Below are 13047 nucleotides of genomic sequence, written 5' to 3'. Positions count from 1 at the left end.
CATGACAGGCCGGCTTGCCGCACGTAAAATGGCGGCCCGCCGCCTGTCGGCATGTTCCTTCTCGTTGATTGGCTTCTATGACCCAAGGTCCGTCCAAAACGCTCCCGTCGGCACAAAATTTTCCCGCACGCCTGGATCACCTCGTCCTCAACACCCACTACGACATCGACACCGCGCTCGCCCAGCTGCAAGGCCTGGGATTCACGCTCACCCCGCGCGGCCATCACACCCTGGGTTCGGTCAACCATCTGGTGATGTTCGCCGGTGGCTATCTGGAACTGATCGGCCAGCCCCGCGACAGCGACAAGGTGCGCCAGGAAATCCTGGACAGCCCGCTGGGACTGGACGGCCTGGTCTATGCCGTCGACGACGTACCGGCCTGCCACGACGCCTGGCAGGCCATGGGCCTGGCGGTGCAGCCGGTGCAACATTTTTCACGGCCGGTGGCCCTGGACGGGGGCAGCGTCGATGCCCACTTTTCCACGGTGCGCCTGATTCCCGGGCAGTTCGCGGCGGGCCGCGTGTACGCCTGCCACCATTTCACGCCGGAACTGGTCTGGCGGCCCGAATGGATGGTCCATGCCAATGGTGTGCGCGGTATCGACCGCCTGCTGGTGACCGATCCTCAACCGCAGGCCGCACAGGCGGCCTATGCCCGGCTGGGCGTATGGGACGACGGCTTTGCGCTCGAGTTCGCACAGACGGCCGATCTGCGGGCGCGCTTCGGTGCGCTGGCTGAATTTGCACCGCAGCGTCCGACTGCGTTCGCGGCGTTGTGTTTCCTGGGTGGGAACCTGGCACATCTCGCCGCCGCAGCGCAAGCCCTGGATCTGCCGCTGCAGCAAGACCCGGACGGCCAGCGACTGGTGCTGGCCCTGCCCGCCTTCCAGGCCCTGTTCGAGTTCCGGGCCGCACGCTCCAGCTAGCGCGTTTCGGCCGCCACGTGTGGCGCGCAATCGTCGGGGATCTTCTGGCCCGGGGTGATCAGCGGAATCACCGCCGCCACCGGCGCCACCAGGGCCAGCGCGGCGGCCGCCCCGGCGCGCGCGGCCAGTCCTTCCTTGCTGGCACCGATATCGGGCTTGGCGAAGCTGCCGCGCACATACAGCGGTGTGCGCAGCGAGAGTATGCGCACCTGCTTGGTACGCGGATAGACGTTCAGCGCCAGCGCTTCCCGCCCCAGATCCACCTGCCCGGTGATGTCGATGGCCGCGTCCTCGGTATTGAGGATGCCGTGCCGCACCTGCGCCAATCCATCCTTGATCGTCACATCGGCCGCTCCGCACAGCAGTTTCACCTGCTGATCGCGGTACATCTTGGCAAAGACCGCATTGGCCAGGTTCAGGCCAGCTGCCTCCAGGATGAACTGGCTGATGGTGCCCTGGCTCAGGTCGGCCTTGATCCGGCCATCGGCGCTGGCCAGCACGGCGGCCACCGAGTTGCCGCTGCCACTGAGCGTGGCCTGCCCATCCAGCTTGCCGAAGCTGGCATCGAGTTTTTCCAGGCGCGGGAACAGCTGGCGCACCTGTACACCCTGCAATTGCAGTTGCAGTCGCGAGCGGATCTCGCTCTGCCGGCCATCAAGAGTAAGCTCCCCCTGGCCGCTGCCGCCGGCCATGGTAAAGCGCAGCGGCGCGGCGGTGAGCACCTGGTCCTGCAGGCGGATGAGGGTGCTGGCATTCTGCCAGTCCATGCCGCCGCGCAGTTGCACGCGGTGGGCCTTCAGGTCGATCTCGGCGTCCAGCCTGGCCCAACGCTGCGGCTGGGCCGGCTTTTGCGGCAGCACCCGGTCCTCGCCCTGGCTCCGACCGCCCTGATTGCGCTGGCCCGCGGCCGGCACGTAGTCCTCCAGCCGCAACAGGTCGGCGTGCGCCGTCACGCTCAGGCGGTTCTTGGGCGGCCCCCGGTAATAATGGGCGTCGCCGGCAAAATCGCTCTCGCCGACCTTGCCGGTGAAATGGGCGTAGCGCCAGTCCCAGGCCTTGGTCTCGGTATCGACCCGGGTGATGCTCAACTGGCCTTGCGTGCTGAATGCGCGCGTGGCGGGCAGCGGCACCCCGGTGGCGGCGAAGAGGCGATCCAGGCTGTCGCCGCTGAGAGTGATCTTGAGGTCGGCCTGGCGCAATTGATGAGGATTGATGAGATTGCCTTCGATCCGGGTGAGGACCTCGCCGACCTCTCCTTGCGCCCGCAACGGGTAAACGCTGCCTTCGTTGAGCAGGTCGGGCAAGGGACCACCCCGCAGTTGCCCCTTGAGCGGGGCGTCGCCGTAATGACCCGACACCCCGGCCTGCAGGACCAGCGCCGGCGGGACATCGCGGCCTTCGGCCGTGCGCGTGGCCTCCGGCCCCAGTGGGCGGGCGTCGAAACGCAGGTCCAGATCCAGCGGCTGATCCACATAGCGGATCAGGGCGTGATCGAAACCGATGCGGTGGATGTCGAAGCTCCAGCGCGAACGCGGTTGGTCGGAAAAGCGCCAGTTCTTGCGGCGATCATCGACCCGCTCCATGACCAGGTCGAGACCGCTCACCTGCATGTCGGTGATGTGCCAGTGCCAGCGCAGCAGCGGTAAAGGGGAAAAATGCAGATCCAACAGGCTGGCACGTACCAGGTGATCGGCGCTATGGGCCCACTCCGGGTTGCCGATCTGCAGATCGCGGGCAGTGAAATGCAGTTGCGGCAGCCAGGACACCTCGCCCTGGGGTGTGGCCGGTGCCAGCGACCAGGACAGGCTGATCGGCCCGTCGACCCGTATCTCACGCGCCAGCAGACCCGAGAGCTGGCCACTGAGCCAGGGCTTGGCGAGGTTCCAGTCGAACAGAGCCACCAGCAGCGCCAGCATGACCAGCAGCGCGACCAGCGCGCCGGCGCACCAGGCCAGCAGCCGTGCCAGCTTCGCCATCAGCGGCGCCCTCGCCCAGTGCACGCGCATGTCTGCCCCTCCTTCCCGTTTCATGGTTCTGTCCTGCCGCGGTTGGCTCATCCAAACGCAACAGTATCAGCTTGGGCCGTTCCCCTGCCTATAGGAAAACCGGCCGCCTGCTTGTCAGAGGGATGGCCGCTACGCGCGACGACGGGTTCAGAACACCACGCCCGATCCGAGGATGATGTTGGCGTACGGCGTGCATTCGCCGGTGCGGATGCAGGCCTTGGCGCGGGCGCACTCACGCTTGAAGTCCTCGTGGCTCAGGCGGCGGGGTTGCGCCAGGCCGAGGGCGGCGACCTGCGTGGCCAGCGCCGGACTGACGGTCTGCATCTCTTCGGCCACAATGTGGAACTCCACCTGCAATTCGCTGAGCACCGTCTGCAACACCGTCATGAAGTCCGGCACGCCGCGCGCCACGGCCAGGTCGATCATCGGCACCCCGGCCGGAACAGGCAGGCCGACATCGCCGATGACCACGGTATCGCCGTGGCCCATGGTGGCGATCAGGTGGGAAATGGCGGCGTTGAGCAAGGCAGTTTTTTTCATGGCGGTCCTGGCGGGTGATCAGAGTACGACTTCGTCGCGGGTCGGGATGGATGTCTGGGCGCCGACGCGGGTGACGCTCAGAGCGGCGGCGGCCTGGGCGTAGGCGATGGCGTCGAAGGGCGCGCGGCCCTGGGCAATGGCGCCGATGAAGCCGCCGATGAATGTGTCGCCCGCGGCAGTGGTATCGACCGCCTGCACCTTGCGCGCTGGCAGATGGCGTTGCCCACCATCGGCAAAGGCACCATAGACGCCCTTCTCGCCCAGGGTCACCACCACATTGCGGGCGCCTAGCGCATGCAGGCGCGCAGCCAGTTGCGGGATGTCGTCGGACTGTGCAGCAGCCCGGTCCTCGGCCAACATGGCGGCTTCGATTTCGTTGAGGATCAGGTAATCGACCTTCTGCAGCAGTTCGCGCGGCAGCGCCTGGGCGGGCGCCGGGTTCAGCACCACGGTCTTGCCCAGGGCATGGGCCAGTTCGATGCTGTGGATCACGGTCGCCATCGGCACTTCCAGTTGCAGCAGCACGATGGACGCCTGTTCGATGAGCGGCCGGGCGCGTTCGATGCGGTCCACGTCCAGGCGGCCATTGGCGCCGGCAGCGATGACGATACTGTTCTGTGCCTGGGCGTCGACCATGATGGAAGCGATGCCGGTGGCTTCGCCGGCCACCTCGTCGATGTAGTGGTCGTCGATGCCGCAGCCGGTGATGGACTGGCGCATCTGGGTGCCGAAGGCATCGTCGCCCACGCAGGCCACCATGGCTACCCGGGTGCCGGGTGCCGCCAGGCGGGCGCAAGCCACGGCCTGGTTGGCCCCCTTGCCGCCGGGGATGGTCATGAATTTGTCGCCGGCCAGGGTTTCGCCCGGCATGGGCATGCGCGGCACACGCAATACCAGGTCCATGTTGACGCTGCCGATGATGACGATCATGTAGGTTCTCTTCAGGTCTTGATCTTGTGGGTCAACGGGGCCGTCGAGCCCCGCGGTTGTAATTGGGGTGCCACCGTCTCGCGCCGTGCCGGCAGCGCCGGGTCGGCGATGCGCTCGAGCAGGAACTGCGCGGTCAGGTTGCCCAGCTTGCGGGTGTTTTGGGCGACCGTGGTCAGGGGCGGATGGACGAACTGGGCCAGTTCGATATCGTCGAAACCGACCACCGACAGCCGCCCTGGCACTTCGATCTGCAGTTCACCTGCGGCGCGCAGTACACCGATGGCCATCATGTCATTACAGCAGAAGATGGCGTCGGGCCGCTGCGCCGTGGGGCGCGCCTGCAGCAGCTGCATGGCCGCCTGGTAGCCGCCGATGCCGCTGAAGTCGGCATGCAGCAAGTCGTCGCTGGCCAGCCGGTTGCCGCCCTCCTCCAGCGTCTGCCGGAAGCCCTGCACCCGCTCGTCGGACAGCTGCAGGCCGGCCGGGCCGGCGATGCAGGCTATCCGGTGACGTTTCAGTTCCAGCAGGTGGCGCGCCGCCAGGCTGCCGCCCAGGGCGTTGTCGGTACTGACCAGGTCAATGTCCAGCGCCTTGGGGGCGCGGTCCAGCAGCACGGTAGGAATATCCAGCTTGCCGGCCGGGTTCAGGTCGGTCTGGTTCAGGGTGGCGATGATGAGGCCGTCGCAGCGCTTGGTCTGCAGTACCTGCAGGTAGTCGCGCTGCTTGGCAGGATCATCGTCGGAATTGCACAGGATGACGCTGTAGCCGGCGCCATAGCAGTGGTCCTCGATCCCCCGCGCCAGCTCCGAAAAGTAGGGGTTGGTGTTGTTGGGAATGATCAGGCCGATACTGCCGGTCACCTTGCTGCGCAGCGAACGGGCCAGGGCACTGGGCACGTAGTCCAGCTGACTGACTGCGGCCAGCACGCGCTCACGCGCCTCGGCGCTGACCGGCCGGGTCTGGTTGAGCACGTGCGAGACGGTGGTATAGGACACCCCGGCCAGCCTGGCGACATCCTTGATGGTCGACATGGCGTCCCGCTTCAGCGTGCGTGGCGCTGGCCACGACGGCGATAGGTATCGAGGATCACGGCCACCACGATGACCGCGCCGGTGATGATGCGCTTCATCGGTTCGCTCACGCCCACCTGCGCCAGGCCAGCCTCCAGCACCGAGATGATCAGCACGCCGATGAAGGTGCTGACGACGGAGCCGCGCCCGCCCATGAGGCTGGTGCCACCGATGACTACGGCCGCGATCACCTGCAGTTCCATGCCGACGCCGCCATTGGGATCGGCCGCTTCCAGGCGCGAGACCTGGAACAGGGCCGCGATACCGGCCAGCGCCCCCATCAGGGCGAAGGCCAGGATCTTGCTGGGATTGGGGTTCACGCCCGACAGCCGCACCGCTTCTTCGTTGGTGCCGATGCCGATCCAGTAGCGACCCAATACGGTACGGGTGAGCACCAGCTGGGCGATGATGACGATGGCGATGGCCGACAGGAAGGCCGGCGACATGCCGAACAGGATGGGCGAGCTGATCACGTCCACGGCGCTGCCGATATATTCAGTGCGCGAATTGGTGACCTGATAGGCCAGGCCGCGCGCGATTTCCAGCACGCCCAGCGAAACGATGAAGGACGGGATGCGCCAGTGCACCGAGACCATGCCAGTGAGTGTGCCGCACAGCGCGGCCACCACCACACCCAGAGGCGCGGCCGCATACAGCGGCCAGCCCCAGCGCACCATGGCCATGGACAGCATGGAGGCCGCCAGCGCCATCACCGAACCCACCGACAGGTCGATGCCGCCGATGATGAGGATGAAGGTCATGCCCACCGACATCACGACCAACGGCGGGATGTCATTGGACAGCGTGATGAAGGTAGCGGCGCTCAGGAAGTTTTCGCTGAGGAAGGCGAACATCACGCACATGGCCAGCAGCGCCGCGATCAGTCCCAGGTAGTTCTTGAAACCGGCCAGGTAGGCCGCTTGCCGGCTGGCGGCGGGAGTAGTGGAAGTTTGCATCTGTCTCGTCAATTCTTGGCAGTTGAAGTTCTGGCGGGGCGCAGGCCGGCTGCTCAGGCCGTGTTGCCGGCCCCGTGTGCCGCCTCGGCGGCTTCCTGGCGTCCGACATAGCCGCTGAAGGCGGCCGCCAGGATGCGCTCCTGCGACCAGTCGGCACGGCTGAAGGTGTCGGCGATGCGTCCGGCGCTCATGACGGCGATGCGGTCGCAGATCTGCATCAGCTCGCGCAGGTCGCTGGAGACCACCAGAAGGCCCTTGCCTTGCGCCGCCAGTTCGGCAAACAGGCGATAGATATCGGACTTGGCGCCGATGTCGATGCCGCGGGTCGGTTCATCGAACAACATGATGGGGCAATCGCGGTACAGCCAGCGCGCGATCACCACCTTCTGCTGGTTGCCGCCGGACAGTTCACCGGCGGCCTGGGCCACGCTGCCGCTGCGGATGCGCAGCTTCTTCACGTAATCCTGCGCCACGCTGCTCTCGGCCGCATGGTCCAGCATGCCGCCACGGCTCACGCTGCCCAGGTTGGCCAGCGAGGTATTGACGCTGATGGCCTGGGGCAGCAACAGGCCCTGCCCCTTGCGGTCTTCGGTGACCATGGCGATGCCGACCTTGACCGCATCCCTGGGGCTACGGATGCGCGCGGGTGTCGGGCTGTCGCCGATGTAGATTTCGCCCTGCTCGGCGCGGTCGGCACCGAAGATCAGGCGCAGCAGCTCGGTGCGTCCGGAGCCGATCAGGCCCGCAATGCCCAGCACTTCGCCGGCATGCAGCGCCAGGCTGGCCGGCTGCACCACCGGAGCCCGACCCAGACCACGGATACGCAGCACTGGCGTACCGATGCGGCGGTGACCGGCATCCAGGTCGACCTTGGTCAGCTCGCCGGCCATCAGTTGTACCAGCTGCTCGGTGGAATAGCGGCCGATGTCGTCATTGCAGACCAGCTTGCCATCGCGCAGCACCACGATGCGGTCGGCGATGCGCTTCAGTTCTTCCAGGCGGTGCGAGATGTAGATGATGGCCACGCCTTCGGCGCGCAGGCGCTCGATGCGGGAGAACAGCAGTTCCACCTCGCGATTGGTCAGCATGGCCGTGGGTTCGTCCAGGATCAGGCAGCGACAGCTGCCGATCAGGTTGCGCGCGATCTCGACCATCTGCTGGTGGCCCAGGCCCAGCTCACCGACCGGGGTCCACGGGTCCAGCTCACCCAGTCCGACCACTTCCATCTGGGTGCGGGCGGCAGTGGCCAGCTGCTTGCGGTCGATCCAGCCGAAGCGCCGCGGCAGTTTTTCCAGGAACAGGTTTTCGGCGATCGACAGCGTGGGAATCAGGTTCAGTTCCTGCATCACCATGCGGATGCCGAGGCTTTCGGCCTGGGTGCGCGAGACCGGTTGATAGGGTTGGCCGTCCAGAGTCATGCCGCCGGCGCTGGCGTCGACCAGGCCGCAGATGATCTTGGAGAGCGTACTCTTGCCGGCGCCGTTTTCACCGGTCAGGGCCAGCACCTGGCCCGGATGCAGATCCAGGTCGATGCCATCGAGCACCGGAGCGGCATAGCGCTTGCCGATGCCGGACAGTGTCAGCAAGGGCGAGCCTTGGGAGGGGGAGTCGTTGGGCTGCATGGTTCTGTAGCGCGCAAAGAGAAAGAGACAAGATCCTGCGCCCGACTCGGCGGGCGCAGGTAGCTTGCAGGGATGATGCGAGGCGCGGCGGTCTTACTTGGTGACCAGTGAGACCTTGGTCTCGACCACGCCACCCAGGGCGCTTTGCGGCTTCTTCTCGGACAGCGCCTTGAGCGCGGTCTCGATGCCGAAGACCGCCTGCTGCTGGGCGAACTGGTCCACCGTGGCCAGCACGCGGCCATCCTTCAACATCGGCTTGATGGCGTTGATGTTGTCGTAGCCGACCAGTTGCACCTTGCCGGTCTTGCCGGCAGCGCGGATGGCGGCGACCGCACCCAGGGCCATGTTGTCATTGCCGGCCAGGATGGCCTTGATGTCCGGATGGGCGTTCAGGATGGAGGCCGCGACCTTGTTGCCCTGGTCGATTTCCCACTGGCCGGACTGCACGGTGACCACGTTGGCGCCGACGTCCTTCATGGCGTCCTGGAAGCCCAGGGTGCGTTGCTGCGCATTGAAGGTGGTGGAGACGCCTTCGATGATGGCGACCTTGTCACCCTTCTGCAGCTGCTTGCCCAGGTAGTCGCCGGCCAGCTTGGCGCCCTTGCGGTTGTCCGGACCAACGAAGGGCACGGTGATGCCCTTTTCCTTCAGGGCCGCGTCATCCAGCTTGTTGTCGATGTTGACCACGATGATGCCAGCGTCGATGGCCTTCTTGACCACCGGCACCAGGGCCTTGGAATCGGCCGGGGCGATCACCAGGGCGTTGACCTTGGAGACGATCATCTGCTCGACGATCTTGATCTGGTTGGCCGTGTCCTGCTCGTCCTTGATGCCATTGGCGATCAGGTCGAACTTGCCGGCATTGGCCTTCTGGTACTCGCGGGCACCGTTTTCCATGTTCAGGAAGAACTCGTTGGCCAGCGATTTCATGACCAGTGCCACCTTGGGCTTGGTTGGGGTCTGCGCCATGGCGGCGCCGGGGAGGACTGCACAGGCCAGGGCGGCGATGGCGAAATGGCGGCGGGTGAATTTGTTCATCTGGGTCTCCAGTATTGATGTTGCCGGCGTTTCCTAGAAGATAGACGCCGTTATCGGTGCGCAAACGTTTGCGCGGATTGGAGAATAGCACCGTGAAAACAGAAAATAAAGCTGCGGTGCAGCTTTTTTCAGGTTTCCGGTAGGACCGCGGAAGTTTCGGGAGAGGTAGACAGCCAGACGCCGCGCGGGCGGCCGAGGCTAGTTCAGCATGCAAACGGCGGGAAGCATCGACAGGACGCTTCCCGCCGCGGCGAAAGAACAAAGTCAGGAAATCCGGGGGTGACCAGCGCAGCACCGTCTCCATGACCGGACCCTTGTCCGGGATGGAAAACGGCATGCTTCAGGCCGGCACTGGTTCTGTACCCCGTCCTGGGGTGGAGGCCGGCGCCGCCTGTTGCGAGCGCCTGCCGCTTGCGTCGCGTCCGCCTGCTGCGGGCGCGCGCCTGAATCCGGGTCTGCGATCAGTGGCCGAAATGGGTGCGGCGCCAGACATAGGCTGCGAAGGCACAGCTGCCCACCGCCACATACAGTGCATACCACACCAACGCCTGGCCACCATATGCCATCAACATTTCCATCAGGTTCATGTCTGTCTCCTCTGATATGACTGCCGCGCTGTTATTCGCGTGGCTTATCGTCCCAAGGGATGAAAATGTCGAAACAACAACATCCCCCACTTGCTGCGGGCCCTGCTGTCAGCTGTGAGCGGCCTGGCGCCCTTCCACGCCAGGCCACTGCAGGCCCGTGCAATTATCTTGCTACTGCCAAATGATGGTGTAAAGAATCCATTATTCCGCGCAGCAGCATTTCCCTGCCGAGCTGCGGCATGCCTGCAGAAACGCGCGGCAGTTCGAATCCTCACTGATGAGCATGGAACGGCAATACGCGGCCGGGGCGCACTAAAGGTGTGCGGAAACTTAATTTTTGTTCAATCTTTTGCGTTGCAAAACCGAAAGTTGGTAAATCGTCGCCAAAGCACGACTTGTTACCTACTTGCGGAGGATTTTCGAGGTTTTTTGCCGGCATCAGGCGTTCCGGGCGCCGGGAGAAAGCGCCCTACCCTGATGTTCACGCCGTTTATATCTTGCGCCACAACACCAGCGTTCCGCACAAGCCTGCAAGGATGGAGCCGCCCAGCACCCCCAGCTTGAGTTTGGCTTCGAAATCCGCTCCCAGACCCTGGAAGGCCAGGCCACCGATGAACAGGCTCATCGTGAAACCGATCCCGCACAGCATGCAGACCCCGATGAACTGGCGGGTGGTGGCACCGGCCGGAGCATCGGCCAGGCCACTGCGTATCATCAGCCAGGCTGCACCAAAGACGCCGATGGTCTTGCCCAGTACCAGCCCGCCCGCAATCCCCAGTGGAATCGGTTCGAACAGGCTGCCCAGCGACATTCCCTGCAGCGAGACACCGGCGTTGGCGAAGGCGAACATGGGCAGCACCAGGAAGGCCACCCAGGGATGCAGGCCATGCTCGAGGGCGCCGGCCAGTGGCTGCTCGCGGGCGTCGCGCATGGGAATGGCCAGTGCCGTCACCACCCCGGCCAGCGTGGCATGGATACCGGACTTGAGCACGCAGACCCAGATCACCAGTCCCACCACCAGGTAGACATCGGCGCGCCGCACCCCGCCCCGATTGAGCAGGAACAGCGCCAGGCAGCCCACGCCTGCGCCGGCCAGCATGCCCAGCGACAGGTTGTCTGTATAGAACAGCGCGATGACCACGATGGCGCCAAGGTCGTCGATGATGGCCACTGCCGTCAGGAATACCTTGAGCGACGTCGGCACACGCGCGCCCAGCAGCATTACGATGCCGATGGCAAACGCGATATCGGTGGCGGCAGGAATGGCCCAGCCGCGCAGGGCGACCGGGTCGCCAAGATTGACCAGTGCGTAGATGGCGGCCGGCACCACCATGCCTCCCAGGGCGGCTGCCGCCGGCAGGATGGCCTGCTTGCGCGAGGCCAGCTCGCCCTCGACGAATTCCCGCTTGATTTCCAGCCCGACCAGAAAGAAGAACACCGCCATCCACAAGTCGTTGACCCATAGCAGCAAGGGCTTGGACAAGACCACCAGGCCGCCGACATCGACGGTTCCGTGAATCCGCGTAAAGGCCGCGTAGGCATCGCGCCAGCCGCTGTTGCTGATGAGCAGCGCCAGCACCGCGGCGATGGCCAGCACGATGCCGCCGGCGGCTTCATGGGCGAAGAATCGGGTGAAAGCGTTGCCGCCGTGGGAATCATGAGGGGTGTTGGCCAATGGCTGCTCCTTGTTGGGGTTGCGCGAACAAGGCCTGACTGTAGCAAGGCAGCGTCTTTTCTCCAAGCCTTGCCGCTGCGACGGCATGGTGACGGTCTCCAACAGGCCGGATGTGCGCAGACAAAAAAAAGGGCCGTCCCTCTCCACAGGAACGGCCCGACCCTCCACACCACAAACCTTGGACAATGCCTGACATCATCCATCGCGCCCTGCATACAGGACGCGCTTGATACAAATCAGCGGAATACCAGCACCGGCACCTTGCTGCGCGCCAGCAGCTTCTGGGTCTGGCTGCCCATCAGCAGACGGCCCAGCGTCGAACGCGCCTTGGACGCCATGAAGATGGCATCGCAGTGCTCACGCTCGGCCACCCGCATGATCTCCTCGTAGGGGCGACCACCCTGAGCCACCTGCACCGAGCAGGGAACGCCCTGCTCGCGCGCCATCTCCGTGATCATCTCTACGCTGGCCATGGCCCGCGCACGTCCGGCTTCGTCGGTGCGCGCCACATCCACGCCTACGCTCACCTCGGGAATCGACAGCGCCCGCAGATTGCCGGCCACCGACAGTCCCACCAGATTGCTGCCGCAGCTCTTGGCCAGTGCGATGGCGGCCTTCACCGACTCGTTACAGAGACGGGAACCATCGGTTGCCAGCAGAATGTTCTTGAACATGATGACCTCAGCGGGTGACAGAAATTGCGTCGAACTCGTATGACTGCATACTAAGCCCGCCCTACCTGAAGCGACTTGACATGCATCAAGCGCCCAGGGCTCGCCGCGCCAGGCTGGTATGTGTTTGCGCTGGATCAAAAATGGCGCCCCGGCGTGATCGCCCGGATGCAAAAACGGCCTGCGCAATGGCAGGCCGTCCTTGTGGCATACCGGCCGATCACACGGGCCGGAACGCCAGGAAACGCTCTACCAGTCGCCTGAGCACCGGACGGAGCTGGCCGGCCAGCGTCTCATCCAGAGCATACGGCGCCTGTTCCTGCATGTAGCTGCGCTGCGCCAGTTCCAGCTGGATGGCGTGGACCTGCTGCGCCGGCTGTCCATAGTGACGCGTGATGTAGCCGCCCTTGAAGCGGCCATTGAGCACCGCCGGATATTGCGGCGCCAGCTCCTGCGCCAGCGCCAGCAGATCCTCGCCCAGACCGGGAGCGCAGGCCGTGCTGCTGGCATTGCCGAAATTGAAGACCGGCAGCTCACCCTCGAACAGGTGCGGGATGTGTGAGCGGATCGAGTGGGCATCCCACAGCAGGGCATAGCCGTGGCGCGCCTTCAGGCGGGCCAGCTCGTCCTGCAGCGCCGCGTGGTAGGGATGCCAGTAGCGCTGCAGACGCCGCGCCACTTCGGCCTCATCCGGCTCGCAGCCGGGGCGGTACAGCGCGACATTGTCGAAGGTGGTCAAGGGGCACAGGCCGGTTGTGTTCTGTCCCGGATAGAGGCTCTGCCCGTCTGCCGGGCGGTTCAGGTCGATGGTATAGCGCGAATGGAAGGGACGGATCACCGAGGCGCCCAGGCCGGCAGCGAAATCGTACAGCTCGGCGATGTGCCAGTCGGTATCGTCGACCTGCAGACCGGTTTCGCTGAAGACCCCCTGCAGGTCCTGGGGCAGCTGGGTGCCGACGTGCGGCATGGAAATCAGCAAGGGCGCGCTGCCCTGGTGCAACTGGAAAATATCGTTGGACATGGTGT

At 65.0% G+C, this 13047-nt stretch carries 13 protein-coding genes; 1 reads left to right on the top strand and 12 read right to left on the bottom strand.

Going from position 1 to position 13047, the window contains the following annotated elements; translation table 11 throughout:
- Positions 1-77: 77 nt before the first annotated feature.
- Positions 78-926, top strand: coding sequence for a VOC family protein (locus tag VE092_RS02335; RefSeq protein ID WP_324873425.1), 849 nt, complete (start codon positions 78-80; stop codon positions 924-926).
- Here VE092_RS02335 and VE092_RS02330 read toward each other — a convergent pair.
- The 12 genes from VE092_RS02330 to hutG form a co-directional block, all read right to left on the bottom strand.
- Entirely contained in the window at positions 923-2956 is a 2034-nt protein-coding gene (locus VE092_RS02330) for an AsmA family protein (protein ID WP_324873423.1), read from the bottom strand. The genes VE092_RS02335 and VE092_RS02330 overlap by 4 nt on opposite strands.
- Positions 2957-3079: 123 nt before the next feature.
- The gene (rbsD, locus tag VE092_RS02325; RefSeq protein ID WP_324873421.1) at positions 3080-3472 is read right to left on the bottom strand and encodes a D-ribose pyranase; all 393 of its coding nucleotides are present in this window, start codon (positions 3470-3472) and stop codon (positions 3080-3082) included.
- Positions 3473-3490: 18 nt separating this feature from the next.
- A complete protein-coding gene (gene rbsK, locus VE092_RS02320) occupies positions 3491-4402 on the bottom strand; it encodes a ribokinase (protein ID WP_324873419.1) in 912 nt (303 codons plus the stop codon).
- Between the two features lie 11 nt (positions 4403-4413).
- Positions 4414-5433 carry a LacI family DNA-binding transcriptional regulator gene (locus tag VE092_RS02315; RefSeq protein WP_324873416.1) on the bottom strand — a complete coding sequence of 340 codons (1020 nt, stop codon included), beginning with the start codon at positions 5431-5433 and terminating at the stop codon, positions 4414-4416.
- A gap of 11 nt (positions 5434-5444) precedes the next feature.
- Positions 5445-6428, bottom strand: coding sequence for an ABC transporter permease (locus VE092_RS02310; protein ID WP_324873414.1), 984 nt, complete (start codon positions 6426-6428; stop codon positions 5445-5447).
- A gap of 53 nt (positions 6429-6481) precedes the next feature.
- On the bottom strand, positions 6482-8050 hold the full coding sequence (locus VE092_RS02305; RefSeq protein WP_324873411.1) for a sugar ABC transporter ATP-binding protein: 1569 nt from the start codon (positions 8048-8050) through the stop codon (positions 6482-6484).
- A 93-nt stretch (positions 8051-8143) separates the two neighbouring features.
- Positions 8144-9088 (bottom strand): sugar ABC transporter substrate-binding protein, encoded by a 945-nt coding sequence (locus VE092_RS02300; RefSeq protein ID WP_324873408.1) that lies wholly within the window; start codon positions 9086-9088, stop codon positions 8144-8146.
- Between the two features lie 461 nt (positions 9089-9549).
- Positions 9550-9675: a hypothetical protein gene (locus tag VE092_RS02295; RefSeq protein ID WP_324873406.1), complete on the bottom strand. Its 126-nt coding sequence runs from the start codon at positions 9673-9675 to the stop codon at positions 9550-9552.
- A 271-nt stretch (positions 9676-9946) separates the two neighbouring features.
- Positions 9947-10114 (bottom strand): hypothetical protein, encoded by a 168-nt coding sequence (locus VE092_RS02290; protein ID WP_324873404.1) that lies wholly within the window; start codon positions 10112-10114, stop codon positions 9947-9949.
- 51 nt (positions 10115-10165) lie between these two features.
- Complete coding sequence (gene nhaA, locus VE092_RS02285; RefSeq protein ID WP_324873402.1) at positions 10166-11350, bottom strand: Na+/H+ antiporter NhaA; 1185 nt, start codon at positions 11348-11350, stop codon at positions 10166-10168.
- A 236-nt stretch (positions 11351-11586) separates the two neighbouring features.
- Entirely contained in the window at positions 11587-12024 is a 438-nt protein-coding gene (locus tag VE092_RS02280) for a universal stress protein (protein ID WP_006464846.1), read from the bottom strand.
- 217 nt (positions 12025-12241) lie between these two features.
- Positions 12242-13042, bottom strand: coding sequence for an N-formylglutamate deformylase (gene hutG / locus VE092_RS02275; RefSeq protein WP_324873397.1), 801 nt, complete (start codon positions 13040-13042; stop codon positions 12242-12244).
- Between the last annotated feature and the right edge of the window lie 5 nt (positions 13043-13047).

It is taken from the genome of Herbaspirillum sp. (assembly GCF_035644555.1).
Classification (GTDB): Bacteria; Pseudomonadota; Gammaproteobacteria; order Burkholderiales; family Burkholderiaceae_D; genus Herbaspirillum.
The sequence above is the reverse complement of the archived record's forward strand: the minus strand, read 5'-3'. Positions and strand labels throughout refer to the sequence as shown.